The 19,486-nt window shown below is 73.7% G+C and carries 15 protein-coding genes and 2 pseudogenes; 9 read left to right on the plus strand and 8 right to left on the minus strand.

Annotation, left to right across the window (positions count from 1 at the left end):
- Positions 1-33: 33 nt before the first annotated feature.
- Together ACIPUC_RS21250 and ACIPUC_RS21255 are read left to right on the plus strand one after the other, a co-directional pair.
- Positions 34-1,173: an alpha/beta hydrolase gene (locus ACIPUC_RS21250; RefSeq protein ID WP_446591281.1), complete on the plus strand. Its 1,140-nt coding sequence runs from the start codon at positions 34-36 to the stop codon at positions 1,171-1,173.
- A gap of 5 nt (positions 1,174-1,178) precedes the next feature.
- The gene (locus ACIPUC_RS21255) at positions 1,179-1,961 is read left to right on the plus strand and encodes a trypsin-like serine peptidase (protein ID WP_446591282.1); all 783 of its coding nucleotides are present in this window, start codon (positions 1,179-1,181) and stop codon (positions 1,959-1,961) included.
- A gap of 22 nt (positions 1,962-1,983) precedes the next feature.
- Here the strand turns inward: ACIPUC_RS21255 and ACIPUC_RS21260 are convergent, their stop codons facing one another.
- The 3 genes from ACIPUC_RS21260 to ACIPUC_RS21270 form a co-directional block, all read right to left on the minus strand.
- Positions 1,984-2,919, minus strand: coding sequence for an EamA family transporter (locus ACIPUC_RS21260; protein ID WP_446591283.1), 936 nt, complete (start codon positions 2,917-2,919; stop codon positions 1,984-1,986).
- 11 nt (positions 2,920-2,930) lie between these two features.
- The gene (locus ACIPUC_RS21265; RefSeq protein ID WP_446591284.1) at positions 2,931-3,749 is read right to left on the minus strand and encodes an isocitrate lyase/PEP mutase family protein; all 819 of its coding nucleotides are present in this window, start codon (positions 3,747-3,749) and stop codon (positions 2,931-2,933) included.
- An 88-nt stretch (positions 3,750-3,837) separates the two neighbouring features.
- Positions 3,838-4,935, minus strand: coding sequence for a pyridoxal-phosphate dependent enzyme (locus ACIPUC_RS21270; protein WP_446591285.1), 1,098 nt, complete (start codon positions 4,933-4,935; stop codon positions 3,838-3,840).
- Between the two features lie 223 nt (positions 4,936-5,158).
- On the opposite strand from ACIPUC_RS21270, the gene ACIPUC_RS21275 reads away from it, so the two are divergent.
- The 7 genes from ACIPUC_RS21275 (at position 5,159) to ACIPUC_RS21305 (ending at position 13,401) form a co-directional block, all read left to right on the plus strand.
- Entirely contained in the window at positions 5,159-6,730 is a 1,572-nt protein-coding gene (locus ACIPUC_RS21275; RefSeq protein ID WP_446591286.1) for a S8 family peptidase, read from the plus strand.
- Positions 6,731-6,888: 158 nt separating this feature from the next.
- Positions 6,889-8,055, plus strand: a complete 1,167-nt coding sequence (locus ACIPUC_RS21280; RefSeq protein WP_446591287.1) for a DUF4190 domain-containing protein — start codon at positions 6,889-6,891, stop codon at positions 8,053-8,055.
- Between the two features lie 161 nt (positions 8,056-8,216).
- Positions 8,217-8,969, plus strand: a complete 753-nt coding sequence (locus ACIPUC_RS21285; RefSeq protein ID WP_446591288.1) for a GntR family transcriptional regulator — start codon at positions 8,217-8,219, stop codon at positions 8,967-8,969.
- 435 nt (positions 8,970-9,404) lie between these two features.
- Entirely contained in the window at positions 9,405-9,590 is a 186-nt protein-coding gene (locus ACIPUC_RS21290) for an SPOR domain-containing protein (RefSeq protein ID WP_446591290.1), read from the plus strand.
- A gap of 28 nt (positions 9,591-9,618) precedes the next feature.
- Complete coding sequence (locus ACIPUC_RS21295) at positions 9,619-10,053, plus strand: (deoxy)nucleoside triphosphate pyrophosphohydrolase (protein ID WP_446591292.1); 435 nt, start codon at positions 9,619-9,621, stop codon at positions 10,051-10,053.
- A gap of 154 nt (positions 10,054-10,207) precedes the next feature.
- On the plus strand, positions 10,208-10,636 hold the full coding sequence (locus ACIPUC_RS21300) for an ATP-binding protein (RefSeq protein WP_446591293.1): 429 nt from the start codon (positions 10,208-10,210) through the stop codon (positions 10,634-10,636).
- 158 nt (positions 10,637-10,794) lie between these two features.
- Positions 10,795-13,401, plus strand: coding sequence for a SpoIIE family protein phosphatase (locus ACIPUC_RS21305; protein ID WP_446591866.1), 2,607 nt, complete (start codon positions 10,795-10,797; stop codon positions 13,399-13,401).
- 93 nt (positions 13,402-13,494) lie between these two features.
- Here ACIPUC_RS21305 and ACIPUC_RS21310 read toward each other — a convergent pair whose 3' ends face one another.
- From ACIPUC_RS21310 to ACIPUC_RS21330, 5 genes and pseudogenes are all read right to left on the minus strand, one after another.
- On the minus strand, positions 13,495-14,214 hold the full coding sequence (locus ACIPUC_RS21310; RefSeq protein ID WP_446591294.1) for a PspA/IM30 family protein: 720 nt from the start codon (positions 14,212-14,214) through the stop codon (positions 13,495-13,497).
- Between the two features lie 43 nt (positions 14,215-14,257).
- Positions 14,258-16,351: a TPM domain-containing protein gene (locus tag ACIPUC_RS21315; RefSeq protein WP_446591295.1), complete on the minus strand. Its 2,094-nt coding sequence runs from the start codon at positions 16,349-16,351 to the stop codon at positions 14,258-14,260.
- 42 nt (positions 16,352-16,393) lie between these two features.
- Positions 16,394-16,870 (minus strand): outer membrane protein assembly factor BamB family protein, encoded by a 477-nt coding sequence (locus ACIPUC_RS21320; RefSeq protein WP_446591868.1) that lies wholly within the window; start codon positions 16,868-16,870, stop codon positions 16,394-16,396.
- 21 nt (positions 16,871-16,891) lie between these two features.
- Positions 16,892-18,637 (minus strand): annotated as a pseudogene (locus ACIPUC_RS21325) (outer membrane protein assembly factor BamB family protein); the annotation flags it as partial.
- Between the two features lie 30 nt (positions 18,638-18,667).
- Positions 18,668-19,486: pseudogene (locus tag ACIPUC_RS21330) on the minus strand (serine/threonine-protein kinase); the annotation flags it as partial.

Genomic DNA, 19,486 nt, shown 5'->3' on the forward strand with positions numbered 1-19,486 from the left:
ACGTGAGCGCCGGAGAAGGAACGGGACAAATCCGTGCAGCATGACCAGCAAGGCGACGGCAGCCCCATGACCGGGGGCGGCCGTCGCCCCAAGCGCCTGCGCCTGCTTCTGATCAGCGGTGGCCTCGCGCTCACCCTCGCCGCCGGGGGCGGCGCCGCGGCGTACAAGTACGGGCTCTTCTCGGACATAGGGGAGCCGGTCTCCTTCGGGAAGGTCGAGGCCAAGGAGACGGGGAAGGGGATCGGGAAGGGGACCGGGACGGGGAAGGACAAGGACAAGGCCGCCACGGCCGCCGACACCCGTCCGGGCGTACGCATGCCCACCGGCCCGAAGGCCGAGTTCGTCCGCACCAACCGGCTGCCCGACGGCACCCAGATCGGCCGCACCACGCTCACCGGACCCAAGTCCGGGTTCACGGGCGACGTGTGGGTGTGGGTGCCCAAGGAGTACGACGACCCGAAGTACGCCAAGAGCGCCTTCCCCGTCCTGATCTCCCTGCCCGGCGGCCGCGGCTACCCCACGAACTACTGGGGGACGGGACCGGGCCTCGGCCTCCAGAAGGCCGTGAGCGACGGGGCGAAGGCCGGTACGAGCCTGCCCTTCATCCTGATCATGCCGGTGCACAACGCCGACACCAAGCACCACTTCGACGCCTCGGACATCCCCGGCCAGCCCAAGATGGGCACCTGGATGGTCGAAGACATCCCGGATTTCACGAAGGCCAATTTCCGCACCTTCACCTCCCGCGACGGGTGGGCCTTCATGGGCTCCTCCGCGGGCGGATTCGGCGCCTTCAAGCACGTCCTGAAGTACCCCGACCGCTTCAAGGCGGCCATCGCGAGCGGGGTCGACATCGTCCCCGATTCCCCGCTGTGGAACGGGAACACGCAGGCCATGGACGAGAACAACCCCGAGAAGCTCGCCGAGAAGCTGATCAAGGCGGGCGGCCCGGACGTCTACATCAACTTCCAGATCGGCACCGCGGAGACCGGCCGCGAGAAGGCCGAGCAGTTCATGAAGGACTACGGCAGGGGTCCCGTGCACACCACGCTGCAGGTGATCCAGGATGGTGAGCACAACGGGAAGTCGTACGTACGCGGGATGCGGGAGGGCGCACTGGAGTGGATCAGCAAGGTGATGGCGGCACCGACACCCGAGCCCGGCGTGCGGTGAGCCCGGTGGTGAAGGGGGCGTCGGCGGCCGCCGCGGCGGGGCTCGCGGCGGTGTGCGCCGTCGCGTTCCTGAAGGCGCCCGGCGAGCGGCCGGTGCACCCCTTCCCCACCGTCGGCGTGCTCATGGCCAACGGCGAGCACTGGTGCACGGCGAGCGTGGTCGACAGCCCGAAGGGCAACGTCGTCGCCACCGCCGCGCACTGCGTGGCCCCGGCCGGCGAGGACGGGCAGCCGGGCGAGGTCGCCCACGACGGCCTGGCCATCGGCGAACTCGCCTTCGCCCCCGCCTTCTCCGGCGAGGGCGACGGCAGCCGGCCGCTGGGGACGTGGAAGGTCCGCTCGATCCACGTCGACGACCGCTGGACGAAGTGGGGCGAGGACACCGCCGACTTCGCCTTCCTCACCATCGCGCCGGACGACGACGGGCGCAGCGTCCAGGAGGCCGTGGGCGGCCGTGCCGAGACCCCGAAACCCGACTGGACCTCGGCGTACGAGCGGGACGTGACCGTCGTCGGATACCCGGAGTCCGAGCACAACCCGCAGAACAAGCCCGTCTCCTGCACGACGCAGACCCGCCACGACGAGGACGACCCGGACATGCTGTACATCAGCTGCGCCGGGTTCTGGACGGGGACCAGCGGCAGCCCCTGGGTCGCCGACCGGGGCGGACCGGACCGTCCCGGCCGGCTGATCGGGGTGCTGAGCGGCGGGGACACGGACGTGGACTCCACCGCCGCGCTGTTCGACGAGCACGCGAAGGCGCTGTACGAGCGGGCCGCGCGGGGCTGAGGGCCGGGTCGGCCGCTGCCCGCTACTTCTTGCGCTCCGTGCTGACGATCACCCCCACCGCCGCCACGACGATCGTGCCGCCGAGCACGATCGGCCAGGTCAGGGCTTCGCCCAGGATCAGCGCGCCGAGCGCCACGGCCACCACGGGATTGACGTACGCGTACGTGGACACCAGCGACAGCGGCGCGTTGCGCAGCAGCCAGGCGTACGCCGTGAATCCGACGAGCGAGCCGAAGACGATCAGGTAGCCGAGGGCCAGCCAGGAGGCGGTGGAGTACGCGGCCGGGTCGAGGCCGCGGTGCTCGCCGCGCAGCAGGCCGACGACCACTCCGCCGAGCCCGCCCGCGAGCATCTGGTAGGCGCTCCCGGCGAAAGGATTCTCCGGAAGGCTCACCTTCGACCCGGAGAACGAGCCCAGCGACCACAGCACCGACGCGGCCACCACCAGCAGCACCCCCGACAGCTGCACCGCGCCGCTGAGCCCCGGACTGGTCAGTACCGCGAGCCCGGCGAGGCCCACGGTGACCCCGGCCAGGGTGCGCAGCGGCGGCCGGTCCCCGGTGCCCGCGCGCAGCAGCACCACCCACATCGGCACGGCCGCCACCAGCAGGGCGGCGAGTCCGGACGGCACCGAGGTCTCGGCGAGGACGACCAGGCCGTTGCCGCCGAGGATGAGCAGCAGGCCGACCAGGACCGCCGAGCCCAGCTGCGCGCGGGTGGCCTTGAGCGCGGCCGGGCCGGACCGCCAGGCGACGGCGCCGGCCAGCAGCAGGCCGGCGGTGATGAAGCGGGCCCCGGCGGAGAGGAACGGCGGCATGGTCTCGACGACGATCCGGATCCCGAGGTAGGTCGAGCCCCAGACGACGTAGACCAGGACGAGGGCCGTCCAGACCGCGCCGGTGATCTTGCGGTGCGGGGTGGTCGTGGACCGGCTCTCCACCGGGGTCGATGCGCGCATGGCCGATCCTCTCAGCCGTGCAGCAGGCTGTTCAGCTCGCCGTACGGCAGGGAGTCCGCGAGCGATGCGTACGTGCCGCCGGAGAGCAGCTCCTCGGTGGCGCGGCGGACCACGGCGTACGCGGCCTCGGCGACCCAGGATCCGAGGCTGACCCGGGCCACGCCGAGGGAGCCGAGCTCGGCGACGGAGGGGGCGCCGGGGCCGACGAGGATGTTGAGCGGGGCGTCGATGCCCCGGGCGAGCTCGGCGACGGTCGCCGGGTCGGTGACGCCGGGCACGAAGATGCCGGTGGCTCCGGCGCGGAGGTAGGCGGCGGCGCGGGCCAGGGTCTCGTCGAGGCGGGCGGCGGGGTCGCCGAGGCCCCTCAGGTAGGTGTCGACGCGCGCGTTGATGTAGAGCGGGACGCCGGCGGTGTCGGCCGCGGAGCGGGCGGCGGCCAGGCGCTCGGAGTGCTCGGCGGGGGTGCGGGAGCCGTCCTCGATGTTGATGCCGACCGCGCCGGCGGCCAGTACCCCGGTGACGGTCTCCGCGACGGCGGCGGGGTCGGCGCCGAAGCCCCCCTCGATGTCGGCGGTGACCGGCACGGAGACGGCGGCGGCCACCCGGGCGACGAGGTCGAGGGCGCGGTCGCGGGCCAGGGCGTCGCCGTCGGGCGACCCGAGGGACCACGCGACGCCGGCGCTGGTCGTCGCGACGGCCGGTGCGCCGGCCGCCTCGACGAGGCGGGCGCCGGCGACGTCCCAGGCGTTGGCGAGGGCCAGGGGCGCCGCCGGGTTGTGCAGAGCCGCGAAGCCCGCGGCCAGTCGCGCGAGGTCAAGGTTGTTGGTCATGGGGCCAGTTCAACAGACCCTGCCCGCCGGGGCTCGCGGTTTTCCGACGTCTGCCTCCGCCGCCGAGTGCCGGGAGCGGGGCCGCGCGCTACTTCGGGCCCGCGCCGCACAAGGGCAGGACTGCCGTGCGGCCCTGCAGGGGGTCCGTGGGGGCCAGGGGGCCCACGGCCGCCCAGCAGGCCGCCGCCGTCGGTTCCACGGACAGGCCTCGGCGGGCCAGGTCGGCCTGGGCCTCGCGCAGGCGGTCGTCCGGGACCGTCAGGAACGTGCCGCCCGACGTACGGACCGCCGCCAGGATCTGCCGGGCTCGCGGCGGCGCCGGGATCGCGATCCCCTCGGCCAGGGTCGGCAGCTGCGCGACGGGCTCCGCGTCCTGGGCCCCGGCCGCGAACGCCGACGCCAGCGGAGCCACCGCCTCCGCCTGGACGGCGATCAGCGCCGGCGGGCGCACACCCCGCCGGGCCAGCTCCTCCACGGCCAGCGCGGCCCCGAGCAGCAGGGTGCCGTTGCCCACCGGGACCACCAGCGCGTCCGGCAGCCGGCCCGACATGGCCTCCCAGATCTCGTACACGTACGTCTTCGTGCCGTGCAGGAAGTACGGGTTGAAGACGTGGCTCGCGTAGAACACCTGCGGCTCGTCCGCCGCGGCCCGGGCCGCCTCCGCCGCCGCCTCCCGGCCGCCCGGCACCGCCCGTACGTCCGCCCCGTGGGCGCGGATCCGGTCGGCCTTGCGCTCCGAGGTGCCCTCGGGCACGAAAACTTCACAACTCAGCCCGGCCCGTGCGCAGTACGCCGCCACCGCCGCCCCCGCGTTGCCGCTGCTGTCCGCCACCACTCGCCGCGGGGCGAGCCGCCGGGCCACCTCCGCGAGCATCACCGCACCCCGGTCCTTGAAGGACAGCGTCGGCATCAGGTAGTCGAGTTTGGCGTGAACCCGCTCTGCCAGCGGCACCATCGGAGTGTTCCCCTCCGCCAGCGACACGGAGAACGCCCCCGGCAGCGGCAGCGCGGCCGCGTACCGCCACAGCGAGTTCGGCCCGGCGGACGGTTCCAGCGCGCTGGCCGGATCCGGTGTGAAGTCGAGGTCCCAGGGGCCGGCGCAGAGCGGGCAGCACCAGGGGGCGGTCCGGACGTCCGCGCGTGTGCCGTCCTCGGGGCAGAGGTATCCGGGGAGTGCGTGCGTCACGTGCGGAGCGCCTTTGCTCGATCATGGCGGGCGTGTGGCACGGATGTTACGCGTCGTCCCGGCCTCTTGTGGGAGCTGGTGAGGGTGCGTCAATCTTTCGGAGGCGGCAGCCCGTTCCGCCGAATGATTGTCATGGGCATGGCTATCCCATCGTGCCCGTGCGTCGGAACGTACGGCTCCGCCTCACCCCCCGCAGCGCACCACCTATGAGGAGGACCCCTCAATGTCCGTGATGCGTCACACCCGCCGGAAGCTCGCCGGCATCAGTGCGACCGCCGTCGTGGCCCTCGCCCTCGGCACGGCCGCGGCGCTGCCCGCCTCGGCGGCCGACAACGGCCCGCAGGGCGTCATCGAGAACGCCGGCGTCGCCGGAGCCGTCCCCGGCAGCTACATCGTGACTCTGCACGACTCCGCCGCCCGCTCCACCGCGGACAGCGGCAAGGCCGTCGCCAAGCGGTACGGCGCGAAGATCGACCGTACCTACAGCGCGGCCCTCAACGGCTACTCCGTCGAGGTCTCCGAGGCGCAGGCCAGAAAACTGGCCGCCGACCCGGCGGTCAAGTCGGTCGTGCAGAACAGGGTCTTCACCGTCGACGCCACCCAGCCCAACCCGCCGTCCTGGGGCCTGGACCGCCTCGACCAGCGGGCGCTCCCGCTGAACCAGAGCTACACCTACCCGGACAAGGCCGGTGAGGGCGTCACCGCCTACATCATCGACACCGGCGTCCGCAAGACGCACCAGGACTTCGGCGGCCGGGCCGCCGACGGCTACGACGCGATCGACAACGACAACACCGCCCAGGACGGCCACGGCCACGGCACGCACGTCGCCGGCACCGTCGGCGGCGGCGCGTACGGCGTGGCCAAGAAGGTCAAGATCGTCGGCGTCCGCGTGCTCAACAACCAGGGCTCGGGCACGACCGCCCAGGTCGTCGCCGGCATCGACTGGGTGACCCGCAACGCCGTCAAGCCGGCCGTGGCCAACATGTCGCTCGGCGGCGGCGCGGACTCCGCGCTCGACACCGCCGTACGCAACTCCATAGCCTCCGGCATCACCTACGCGGTCGCGGCGGGCAACGAGTCCACCGACGCCTCCACCAAGTCGCCGGCGCGCGTCGCCGAGGCCATCACGGTCGGCGCCACGACCAACACGGACGCCAAGGCCAGCTACTCCAACTACGGCTCGATCCTGGACATCTTCGCGCCGGGCTCCTCCATCACCTCCACGTGGGCCACGGGCGACACCGCCACCAACACCATCTCCGGCACCTCCATGGCCTCGCCGCACGTCGCGGGCGCGGCCGCGCTCTACCTCTCCCAGAACCCGGGCAGCACCCCCGCCCAGATCCGGGACGGCCTGGTGGCCGCGTCGACCCCGAACGTGGTGACCAGCCCCGGCACCGGCTCCCCGAACCGCCTGCTGAACGTGGGCGCCGGCGGCACCGTCCCGCCCGGCCCGAAGTTCGAGAACACCGCCGACTACGCGATCAACGACAACGCGACCGTCGAGTCGCCGGTCACCGTCAGCGGAGTCTCCGGCAACGCCCCGGCCACGCTGAGCGTGCCGGTCAACATCGTCCACACCTACATCGGTGACCTGAAGGTCGACCTCGTCGCCCCCGACGGCACCGTCTACGTCCTGCACAACCGCGCCGGCGGCAGCGCCGACAACATCGTCAAGACCTTCACGGTCAACGCCTCCTCCGAGGTGGCCAACGGCGTCTGGAAGCTCCGGGTGAACGACAACGCGAACATCGACACCGGCAAGATCGACTCCTGGGCGCTCCAGTTCTGACACACCGGGATTGAGGCAAGAGACAGGGGCTGAGGCGCAGGGGCTGAACGCACGCGCTGAGCCGCGATGAACAGGCGGGGGCGACCGTAGGGCGGTCGCCCCCGCTGCGTACTATTCGCGCATCCGTTCGCGCCCCCTGTGATGGAGTCCCCCAGCCCGTGAGCACCCCGCCGAGCCCTCCCCCCGGACCGGGCCACTCCTGGCCGCCGCCCTCCCCGCAGCCGGCGTGGGGGCCGCCACCCGGTTACGGGCAGCCGCATCCGGAGCAGGGGCTCAACGGCTTCGCGCTCGCCTCGCTGCTGGTCGGGCTGCTGTGCCTGCCGCCGCTGGGCATCGTCTTCGGCATCGTGGCCCTCGTACAGATCGCCAAGCAGCGGCAGCGGGGCAAGGTGCTCGCGATCGTGGGCCTGGCGGTGTCGGTGGTGATGACGGGCGTCATGGTGTTCGCGGTCGACCGGGTGGCCGCGGCGGTCCGCGACCGGATGGATTCCGTGAGCGAGTTCGCCGACGCCGAGGGCGACCTCAGGGACCTCGACGACCTGAGGGCGGGCGACTGCTTCAACGTCCCGGGCGGCGACCTGCTGGCCGACCGGCCCCTGACGTACAAGATCGACTGCGCAGAGCCGCACCACGGAGAGGTGACCGCGTCCAAGCAGCTGGACCTGGCGGGCGCCCCGGAGTCGGCCGAGGCGGACCGGCTGTCCGAGGACGAGTGCTGGAAGGCGCAGGACGCGTACGCGATGGACACGTGGGCGCTGCCCGCCTACGCGGAGATGTTCTACTTCGCGCCCTCGCGCCAGTCCTGGCGCCAGGGGGACCGGCGGCTGGTGTGCGTGATCGGTACGACCGAGGAGGAGCGGCGCGGCAGCCTGCGCCAGGACGCCGGATCGCTCAAGCCCGAGCAGGCCGCCTTCCTGAAGGTCGCCAACCAGGTCGAGTTCGTGCTCGGCCGGCCGCCCGCGGGGGATCTGGAGGACACCCTCCCGGAGCACCAGGCATGGGCGCGCACGGTGTACTCGGCCCTCGGCGAAGAGGCGAAGACGCTCGAGGCCGACAAGACCCGTCCCGGGGTGGAGAAGCAGGTCCAGGCGCAGCTCAAGGAGATCCAGGCGGCCCGCGGGGCCTGGCAGCGGACCTCCCAGGCGAAGACTGCGGCCGACTTCGACCGGCAGTGGGAGCGGGCGCTGGGCGCGATGTCCGTGGAGACGGAGAAGGCGCTGCGCGGCGCGTACGGCCTGTCGACGGAGGTTCCGGAGTGGCTGACGGAGTCCCCGGGGAGCCCCGAGGGCGGGCCCGGCCGGGGGCCTTCGGCGCAGGCCGCGTGACGTCGTCCGGAACGTCGTCCGGAACGTCGACCGCGTAACGCGCGGTAACGGGTTTGGGTGACCTGGCTTCATCACTTCGGGTGAAACTCTGGCCCTTGCTTGCGGTCTACAACCGTCGGTTGCCAGGGTGTAGCTGTCTGTCAACCTGATGGGAGTGGCCAGTGACTTTCGGTGAGCAGCCGGCCTATCTGCGCGTGGCCGGGGATCTGCGACGGAAGATCGTCGACGGTTCCCTGCCCCCGCACGCCCGGCTCCCCTCGCAGGCCCGCATCCGCGAGGAGTACGGGGTCTCCGACACCGTGGCGCTGGAGGCGCGCAAGGTCCTCATGGCGGAGGGGCTGGTCGAGGGCCGGTCCGGGTCGGGCACGTACGTACGGGAGCAGCCCGTGCCGCGGCGGGTCGCCCGCTCCGGCTACCGCACGGGCGGCACCTCGACCCCGTTCCGGCAGGAGCAGGCGGAGTCGGGCGCGCGCGGCACGTGGGAGTCGAACAGCGAGCAGACGGCCGCCCCGGCGGAGATCGCCGAACGACTCGGCATCGAGCCGGGCGAGCGGGTGATGCGCACGCGGTACGTGTTCCGCGACGCGGGCGAGGCGATGATGCTGTCGACCTCGTGGGAGCCGCTCGCCGTGACCGGCCGGACGCCGGTGATGCTGCCGGAGGAGGGCCCGCTGGGAGGCTCCGGGGTGGTCGACCGGATGGCCGCGATCGACGTCGTCGTGGACAACGTGGTCGAGGAGGTCGGCGCCAGACCCGGCCTGGCGGAGGAGATCTTCCTCCTCGGCGGAGTGCCGGGGCACGTGGTGCTCGTGATCGGCCGCACGTACTACGCCTCCGGGCGCGCGGTGGAAACGGCCGACGTGGTCGTCCCGGCGGACCGCTACCGCCTGTCGTACCACTTGCCGGTGCGCTGACCGCTGCGCCGGCCGGCCCCGCCGGCACTGCCGGGCTGTCGCCGGCCTGCGGCCCGGCTTCCCGGGGCTCCGCCCCATGCCCCACGCCCCGCGCCCCCATCGTCGGCGGGGCTGGATTTCGGCCGATGCCGCCTGCCCTGTGCGGCCGGACCGCCCGAAGGGCACGTGTCGGCCTCGGTCGGGCACACCCGCCCGGCAGCGGCGCCGGGCCGGAAGCGCCTGGCCGCGGCCGCGGGTGACAGGGCGTCAGGCGGCGCCCCCGTACGCCGGATCTGGACCGGCGCGCACGGCGCACTCGTACGCATGGCCGAATGCGTACGCCGCGGGGTACCTCTTCGTGAAAAACCGTATCCGCTCCGTAAAGTCCGGGCGTAAGCTCGGGCATATGCGCAATGCGGTTTCCCGGGCAGGTACGTCGGCGGAGGGTGAAACGCGATGAACGACAGCGGTGCCCTGCTCCCGTGGCTGGTCATACGTCAGGACGACAACGGCAACCGCTACCGGGTGGGCCGGTACTCCACCCGGGCCGAGGCCCAGAAGGTCGTCGACAGCCTCGACGACCGCGGACACAAGCAGCTCTACTGGGTCGAGCGGATCGGTCAGACCGCCACGACGAACTGAGCGTCAAGCGTTGACATAGGCTCCGCCCATGACGGTACGAGTGGTCGTGGGCGGAGCCCTTTGTCATGAGGGGCGCCTGCTGGCCGCCCGCCGCAGCGCACCCCCGGAGCTGGCCGGCCGCTGGGAGCTGCCGGGCGGCAAGGCCGAGCCGGGCGAGTCCGTCCCCGAGGCGCTGGTGCGCGAACTGCGCGAGGAGCTCGGCGTCGAGACCGAACCCCTGGAGCGGATCCCGGGGGAGTGGCTGCTGAAGCCCGGCCTCGTCCTGCACGTGTGGACCGCCCGCCTGGTCTCCGGGGAACCGGCGCCGCTGGAGGACCATGACGAGCTGCGCTGGCTGGGTCCGGAGGAACTGGAGTCGGTGGACTGGCTCGACCAGGACCGGCCCGCGGTCGCCGAGGCGGGGCGCCGACTGCGCGCCGGGCGGCGCCCGCAGCAGCACGACGGGGCGCCCGGGGGCGCGTGACGCGCCCTCTCTAGGCCGTCTGCGCCACAGTGCGCCGGTGCGTGAGGGATCGAGTGGTACGACGCCTCGAATATCGGGTATGTCGCTATTAGTCCCTATCTCGTCCCCCTTTCGTCCCCGACGAACCGGACTGGGGTCGCTGCCGGCCCGGGAAGTGATCGGCGTGATCGACACAGACGGTGAATGCGCCGAGTGGGCCTTCCCCGCCGAGCCCGGTGCCGTCCGAACCGCCCGCCACGCCGTGCGCGGCGCCCTCCGGGCCTGGGGCCTCGATTCCGTCGGCGATGTAACCGTCCTGCTGGTCAGCGAGCTCGTCACCAATTCCCTGCGGTACGCGTCCGGCCCCATCGGGGTCCGTCTGGTACGGCGGTATCCGGCCGCCGACAGCCCCCTCGGCGGCGCCGCGCTTCTCGTGGAAGTTTCCGATCCGCTTCCGGATCCGCCCCGCGAGAGGATCGCCGGCCACGACGACGAGGGGGGCCGGGGGCTGCACCTCGTGGCCGTCTCCTCGCAGCGCTGGGGGACCCGCCACGGGAAGTCGGGCAAGACTGTGTGGTTCGAGTTGGCTCTTCCTGGTGAGTAACAAGGTGACGGGTGGCCGACCATCACACGAGGTGGCTCGAAACTAACGGGACCTTTTTGTGATCGTGAACGCCGTGCCGTCCGGGGCCGTGGTGCTGAATACTGCGGTCATGGCCGGTCCGGTTGCGGTGAGCTGGAGGGGACGGTCGCGTGAGCGAGATACCTGCGCAGGCACATCAGACCAGGGTGCCTGGGGAGACATGGCACGACTCCTTGTGGCACAGCAGTCCGCCTGGCTCGATATATGACTACATAAAGGTCGCGTCTTTCTCGATCGGGCCCGACGGGCTCATCGATCAGTGGAGCCTGCGCGCCGAGGATCTCTTCGGGCTGACCGCCGCCCAAGCCGTGGGCCGCGATCCGGTCGACGCCTTCATGCCGCCCGGGCTGCGCGCCGGCGGACACCGCCGGGTCGCCGAGATTCTCGACGGCAAGGAATGGACGGGCCTCGTCCCCTTCCGGATCCCGGGCGGCGGCGGCGAGCACGGCGTGGCGGAGATCTACGTCATGCCCACGCAGACGGAAACCGGTGAGCGGGCCGCGCTGTGCGTCGTCGTCGACGTGCGCGCGCTGCGGCGCATCGAATCCGATCTGGCGGCGTCACAGGCCATATTCGGCCAATCTCCCTTCGGCTTCCTGCTCTTCGGCACGGACCTCACCGTGCAGCGGGCCAACCGCCGGTTCGCCGCCGTCTTCGGCGGCGCCGCCGAGGAGCACCGGGGCCGGACCGTGCACGACTACCTGCCCGCGCACGAGGCCGACCGGATGGCCGAGGCCCTGCGCCGGGTGCTGGAGACCGGGGACTCGGTCACCGACCTCCGCATCACCGGAGCCGCCCCCGGCAGCCGGGACAACCGCCACTGGTCCATCAACCTCTACCGCGTGCACGGCGGCACCGGCCGGCCCATCGGCGTCGCCGGGATCGGTACCGACGTCACCCGCCGCCACCTCGCCGCCCGCGAAGCCGCCGGGGTCCGGCGCAACCTCGCACTGCTCAACGAGGCCGGACACCGCATCGGGAACTCCCTCGACCTGGAGACCACCGCCCGCGAACTCCTCGACGTCACCGTCCCGGGCTTCTGCGACCTGGCCGCCGTCGACCTCTACCAGGGGCTGCTGCTCGGCGACGACGACCGGCCCGCGCGCCCCCAGGGCCCCGGGGTGCCCTCACTTCCGCCCGGGCTGCGCGCCGGACGGGCTCCGTCCGCGCCGCTGCGGCGGGTCGCCTTCGCCTCGGCCGTCTCGGACGCCCCGCTGTCGGGACCGGGCGCGCTGGTCTCCGTGGGCGAGGTGCACCGCTATCCGGCGGCCTCGCCGGGGGCCCTCGCCCTGCGCACGGCCCGGCCGCGGCTCATCGAGGGGGGCGGCGCGGACGACCTCGTGCAGTCCACGCTCGTCGTCCCGATGGTCGCCCACGACACGGTGGTCGGCCTCGCGCAGTTCTCCCGTACGAAGGGCAGCGAGCCCTTCGGCGAACGGGACCGGGCGGTCGCCGTGGAGCTGGCCGCACGGGCCGCCGTCTGCATCGACAACGCGCGGCTCTACCGGCGCGAGCACGAGCGGGCGCTGATACTGCAGCGCAGCCTGCTGCCGCCCGGCGACCCGGAGGCGGCCGGCCTGGACATCGCCTGCCGGTACCTGCCGGGGAACGCCGCCACCGAGGTCGGCGGCGACTGGTTCGACGTCATCGAACTGCCCGGGCACCGCACGGCGCTGGTCGTCGGCGACGTGATGGGGCGGGGGCTGCGGGCCGCCGTCGCCATGGGCGAACTGCGCACCGCCGTACGGACCCTGGCGCTGCTGGACCTCGAACCGGCGGAGGTGCTGACCGCGCTCGACGAGATCGCCCGGGGCCTGGGGGCGCCCGGCGGCTCCCAGCAGGCCTCGCGGGCCGCCCTTCACTCGCGGGACGCGGACCGCTCGGAGGTGTACCTCGCCACCTGCGTGTACGCCGTGTACGACCCGGTGACCCGGCGCTGCACGATCGCCAACGCGGGCCACATGCCGCCCGTCCTGGTGGAACCGCCGGACGAGGCCGGGCGGCCGCGTCCCGCGCTGCTGCTGGAGGTGCCGCCCGGGATGCCGCTGGGGGTGGGCGGGGAGCCGTTCGAGGAGGTCGAGGTGGACCTGCCGGAGGGGGCGCTGCTGGCCCTGTACACCGACGGTCTGGTCGAGTCCCGCGACCATCCGCTGGAGGAGGGGCTGCGCGGCCTGCGGGAGGCCCTCGCGGACCCGGTCCGCCCCCTGGAGGACGTCTGCGACCACGTCCTGAACACGCTGGACACCCGGCACGGGGAGGACGACATCGCGCTGCTGATGGCCCGGGTCCAGGGGCTGCCGCAGGACGCGGTGGGGGACTGGCAGCTGCCGCGCGAGGCCCGCTCGGTGGGCCGGGCCCGGGAGCTGGCGCGGGCGAAGCTGCCCGCGTGGGGCCTGGAGGGGCTGCTGGACACCACCGAGCTGCTGGTCAGCGAGCTGGTCACCAATGCCCTGCGCTACGGGGAGGGCGAGATCCGGCTCCGCCTGCTGCTGGACCGGACCCTGGTGTGCGAGGTCTGGGACGCGAACCTGGTCCAGCCGCGGCGGCGTCGCGCCCGGGACACGGACGAGGGCGGGCGCGGCCTGCAGCTCGTCGGCCTCCTCTCCGCGGGCTGGGGCACCCGCCGAACCCACCGGGGCAAGACGGTCTGGTTCGAGCTCCCGCTGCCGGGGGCAGAGGCGGTGGGGGAGCTGTCGGCGGAGCAACTGCTGGGGATGTACGGCTGAGCGCCACCGGCGGGGCTGGATTGCCCGCAGGGCAATGGCAGCCCCGCCGGCGCTTGAGGCGCGGGCGCGCAGCGGCCCACCGCCCCGGAGGGATCAGGCGGCCCTGCCGGACTTGAGGGCGGCGAGCCTGGCCTCGATCTCCGAGGCCTTACCGAGGTCCTCGAGGGACTCGAACTGCGCGTCCAGCGAGGACGCCGCCAGCTCCTGCCGGCCGAGGGCCCTGGCCTCCTCCCGGCGGACCTTGTCCTCGAAGCGCGACAGCTCACTGGTCGGATCCATGACGTCGATGCTCTTCACCGCGTCGAGCATCGTGTTCTGCGCCTGCGCGGTCTTGGCACGCGCCACCAGCTCGTCACGCTTCGCCTGAAGTTCCGTCAGCTTGTTCTTCATCGAGTCCAGGCCCGACACGAGCTTGTCGACGACCTCCGTCTGGGCGGCGATCGTCGGCTCCGCCGTCTGCGCCTCCTTCTCGGACTGCATCTGGCGGCCCAGCGCCACCTTCGCCAGGTTGTCGAACGTGTCCGCGTCCGCCGCCGCGCCCGCCGCCCGCAGCCCGTCCGCCTTCTTGCTCGCGGCCAGGGCCTTGCCGCCCCACTCGGCGGCCGCCTCCACGTCCTCCTTGTGGTCGGCCTCCAGCATCCGGAGGTTGCCGATCGTCGTCGCGACGGCCTGCTCCGCCTCCGAGATGTTGTTCGTGTAGTCCCGGATCAGCTGGTCCAGCATCTTCTGCGGGTCCTCCGCCTGGTCCAGCAGCGCGTTGATGTTGGCCTTGGCGAGCTGGGTGACGCGGCCGAGGATGGTCTGCTTGCTCATGACGGGTCTCTCCTGGTCAAGGGGGGTGAGTACGCGCTGGGGTTCAGAAGCGGCCGCCGCCGCCCATCCGGCCGCGGGTTCCGCCGCCGCCGAAGGATCCGGGGCCGCCGCCCCCGAAGCTCCCGCCGCCGAAGCCACCGCCGCCCCCGAAGCCGCCCCGGCCGCCGCCCCGCAGGATCTCGCCGAGGATGATCCCGCCGAGTACGGCGCCGCCCTGTCCGCCGCCGGCCCGCCGGCCCGCGTACGGGTCCTGGTACGCCCGTACGTCCTGCTCCGCCAGCTGCTGCGCCTCCCGGGCCAGCGCGTCCGCCTGCTGGGCCTCCGTCAGGGCGGCCGCGGGGTCCTGACCCGTCAGGGACACCGACCGCTCCATGTGCCGCTGGGCCTCCGCCAGCCGGGTGCGGGCCCGGCTGCCGACCGCGCCCCGGCTGGTGGTGATGTAGTCCGTGGCCGCGCCGATCGCGCTGCGCGCCGTGAGCACGGCCTGGTCGAGCAGGGCCGCCGCCCGCTGCCTGCCCGACTCCCGCTCCCGCGCCCCGGCCAGTGCCTCGTCCAGGGCCGCGTCGGCCTCCTCGACGCGGCGCAGCGCGTTGATCGGGTCGTACCGGCCGCCCGCCTGTTCCCGCCGTACGTCGGCCAGGACGGCCTCGGCGCGGCCGATGCGGCCGCGCAGGTCCGCCGTCGAGGTGCCTTCCGCGGTGCCGCTCAGCAGCCCGCCCGCGTCCGCGAGGTCGGTCTCCGTCTCGTTCAGCGCGCCCGGCAGCTTCCCCGCCGCCTCCGCCAGCTCCTGCGCCCGCCGCTCCACCGCGTCGACCAGCGTCGCGGCCTGGTCGACCGCGCCCTCGGCGGCCCGTACGTGCACGGCCGCCCGGCCGTTGTCGCCCGCGTCGACGGCCGCGCGGGCCTCGCCGAGGTGGGTGGTGGCGAACAGCAGCCGGTCCTCGGCCTGTTCGGGGTTGGAGGCGACGGGGGCGGACGCGGAGTCCGCGTACCGCTGCTTCAGCGCGGTCAGGGTGGCCACGGCCGTCGTGCTGCGCCCGGTGAGGGCCTGGAAGTGCGCCTCCACGGTGGCGAGGGCCTGCGGGGCGTTCTTCTCCAGGTCCCGCAGCCGGTCGAAGTCCGCGGTCTCGGCGTCCAGCCGCCGGTTCGCCTCGGTGCACCGGGCGACGATCTCGTCCAGCATCCGGCGCCGGGTCGCGTCGTCCTCGGGGTAGGCGTCGTCGAGCTGCTGGCGCAGCCGGAAGGCGTGCGTCGTCTCGTCCTTGGCGTACTGCACGGCCGTCTTGAAGCGGGCGACCGCCTCGTCGCCGAACTGCGCGGTGGCGAAACCGAGTTCCTCGATGCTGGTGCGGATGGAGTCGTCGGCCTCCACGAGCAGCGCCGTGGCCTTCGCGTCCAGCTCCGGCAGCGGGAGCCGGTCGGGCGCCCCCTCCGGCCAGCCCGGCCCGGTCTTCGCCGAACGCCCGCCGCCGGAGATCCAGCGCTTGCGGCGGCTGTACGCGTACGCCCCGAGCGCGCCGGCCGCGCCGACCGCGACCACCGGGAGCACGTAGTCCCCGGCGCCGCTCTCCCCGCTCGCCCCGCCGCCGGGATCGGCGGGGCCCGGGGTGATGGCCGGCACCGGTACGGGCTGCCCGCCGAGCACGGCGTTGCAGCCGTTCGCCGCACCGATGGCGGCGCCCGCCCAGTCGTTCTGCTGCAGGGCGGGCTCGATGGCCGTCCGGGCGACCTCCGCGAGCTGCTGCTCGGTGAATCCGGAGTCGGCGGCGGCGGAGTAGGCGTACTGGCGGGCCCCGGTGGCCACCGCCAGCAGGACGTCGTCCCGGCCCAGGCCGTTCCTCTCCGCGGTGGCGTCGGCCCAGCTCTGGGCGGAGCGCCCGGAGAAGTCCCGTACGTACGTCACGAAGAGCTGGATCCGCCGGTCGGCGTACAGCTTGCCGAGCGCGGCGGTGACCGCGGCCTTCCGGTCGCCGAGCGCGCCGACCCGGTCGGTGATCTGCCCCTGCCCGGACAGGGTGACGGGATCCTCGGCCCGCGCGGGCGGCGCCCCGGCCGCGCCCCAGCCGCCGAGCGCCAGCAGCGCGGCGGCCAGCGCGAGCCCGGCCCGTACGACTGTTTTGCTTCTCGGCGCAGTCACATTTGGGAGATTATGGGTGGTTCCACCCGTTCGCACCCGGAGTCACGGCAGGGCGATCGCCGTCAGCTCGGGGAGGGCGATGACGATGCTGTCCCCGTACAGCACCGCACCGCGGTGGCTGATGCGGGGATGCTCGAAGTGCCAGCGCCGTTGGCCGGTGGCGAGGCTCAGGGCGGTCAGGAACGGGGAGCGGCGGCGGAAGAGGCCGTGGTTGCCCCTCGCGGACTTCACGTACAGCAGGCCCGCGCGCATGCCGAGTAGTTCGAGCGCGCAGTACCGCGAGTCGCCCTGCCCCGTGACCCGTCGGCACCACCGCTCCCGGCCCGACTCGGCGTCGATGGCGACCACCGAGTTCGCCCGCGTCTGCGGATCCGCCCTGACCGCGTACACCGCCCCGTCCTCGGCCAGGACGCCCGAGGCGGGCACGCCCAGTTCGCAGGACCACAGTGGCAGGCCCTTGCCCTGGTGCAGCGCGCGCAGCACACTTCCGTCCAGCACATGGACGGGGCCGGCGGGCACGCTCGGCGCCCCCTCCGCCGCCCCCGGCCACAGCAGGGCCCCGCTCGGCAGGTGCAGGCCCGTCAGCCGGTCCTGGTCGGCGATGACCAGACAGTCCGGACCGACCGTCATTCTCAGGGCGGACGTGAACGGTCCCGCACGCCGCCAGACCTCCTCCCCGGTGGCCGCGCGGAGGGCCGTCACCGCCTCCCGGCCCGCGTAGAGCACCAGGTTCCCGGCCACCGTGAAACGCGTCGGGCTCGGCGAGTCCGTCGGCCTCACCCCGGGCAGGTCCCGCCACCAGAGCACCCGGCCGTCCAGGGGCTCCCGGGCCAGCAGCCGCACACCCGGCCCGTCCCACCGCTCCACCGCGACGAAGACGGCTGTCCCCTCGGCGTCCGCCGCGCAGGCCACAGACGTCAGCCCGGCCGGCGGTGGCGCCGGCACCCCCGCGTCGGCAGCGGCCCTCCAGCGGATCGCCCCGGTGTCGGCACGTACGGAGCCCACCTCGTCCCCCGCTGTCCACGCCACGCCGTCCCCGGCCCGGCGGAGCACCACCGGCTTCTCCGCCCTACGCCACCGGAGCCCGTGGCCGGTGCGGGCCGCGGCCCCAGGGGCCCTCACCCCGGGGTGAGCGGGCGGGATACCGGGATGCTCCCTCAGCTCCGGGCTCCAGGGCCTGTCCTCTCCGCACTGCCGGGCGACCAGGGCCAGCGCGTGCGCCCGCTCGGGGCCCTGCGGGTGTGCGGCCCGGGCCGCGGCGGCCCGCTCGCGAGCCGTCGCCAGGTCCACGGAGGGCGCCAGGCCCCATGGGATCCGTCGGCCGGCCTCGGCGAGTGCGGCTGTGAGCGCGTCGATCTCCGAGGCCCCGGAGCTTTCGAACCCCGCCCACAGCATGTCGTCCGCCTCCCCGCGCAGCCGCTCGGCCTGCACCCGCTCTCCCCGCTCGGCGAGCCAGGCCGCCGTCTCCCGCAGGGCTGTGGCCCGCGCCCGTGCCCGCGCGAGGGCCCGCTCCGTCTGTACGACGGCATTCGAGTCCTCCACATCGGCGACGCCCTCGTGGGCCTGCGTCACCCGAAGCATGGCCAAGGCGCGCGCGCCCGGGTGGTGGATCAGCTCGGCGCGGCGCAGCCCGGCGGCCAGGTCCTTGGCCGCGATCATCCCGACGATCTCCGACTCGGTGGCGGCGCGCAGCCCGGCGCCGCCGATCCGGGGCAGGTGCCGCTCGGCGAGCTCGAGGTCGTTGCGGGCGGCGGTGGCGACCACGATGCGGGCCCAGACCCGGTCGCCCGCCTGGCCGGTGAAGAGGCGCAGCGCCAGCTGAGCAGCGCGCTCCGGGGCGACCCCCGCCAGCTCCTGCACGACCTTGCGCAGAGGGCCCTCGCGGTTCGGGCCGAACACCGTGAACAGCGCTTGCTGGGCATCCGTGAGCAGCCGTTCCGTGCGCGCCGGGGCGTGCGGGTAGGTGTGCCGGGCGAGCACGGTCAGCAGCTCGGCGGTCCGGGCCCCGTCGCCCTTGCCCTCGGTCCAGGCGCAGAGCTCGGCATCGGCCAGCAGCCGGCCCGCGAGGCCCGCGTCGAAGCGTGCCGCGGCGTCGGCGCCGACCGCCAGGGCCTTCACGCGCAACTCCCCGGTGCCGGGGTCGGCACGCACCCCCTCCGCAGCCTCCAGCACCAGTTCCCGCAGGAACGCCTCGTAAGACTGGGGGACTTCGGCAGCCGCAGGCACCCCGGCGCCCGGGCCCGCCGCGGCCGGCCCGGGCGCCCGGGCCGCGGCGCCCGCCCCCATCAGCTCCCGCAGCGCCTTGGCCACCGCCTCCGCCGACTCCGGCCGGTCCGCCGGGGCCTTCGCCAGCAGGGCCAGCACCAGCCGGTTCAGTGCGGGGGACACGCCCAGCGGGCGCGGGGCATCCTCGACCTGTCGGCGCAACAGCAGGTACAACGGCTCGGCCAGTCCGAACGGCGGCTCTCCGCTGAGCAGGGCGTAGAGCACGCACCCCAGCGCGTACAGATCGGACCGGGCGTCCACGTGTTCGCCCCGTACCTGCTCGGGGGCCATGAACGGGGCCGTGCCGAACATCCGGCCCGGGACCGTCAGGCCCGCCGTCAACTCCGAGGAGTGCGCGATGCCGAAGTCGCAGATCTTCAGCCGCCCTCCGGGCAGCAGGAAGAGGTTGCCGGGCTTCAGGTCGCGGTGGACGACCTGCTGCGCATGCGCCACGGACAGCGCCTCCGCCGTCTGGGCGGCCAGCCCGAGCGCGTCATCGACCGGCAGCCCTCCCCGCGTACGGGCCAGCACCGAGGCCAGGTCCTCGCCGGCGAGGAGCTCCATCACGATGAAAGGCCGTCCGTCGTGCTGTCCCACGTCGTGCACGACCGTGATCCCCGGGTGCTGGAGCCGGGCCCCGATGGTGGCCTCGCGCCGGAAGCGGACGACGGCCTCGTGGCTGGTCACCACCTCCAGCAGCAGCTTCACCGCCACGGACCGGCCCAGCGCCAGGTCGAGGCCGCGCCACACCTCGCCCATGCCGCCGTGCCCGAGCCGCTGCTCGAGTCGGTACCGGCCTGCCAGCACATCCCCCGCTTGCGCCACGAGGCCCCCTGACATCACGTCAACCGGCGTTCTTTCAGGGGGCAT

It is taken from the genome of Streptomyces sp. LARHCF249 (assembly GCF_052871255.1).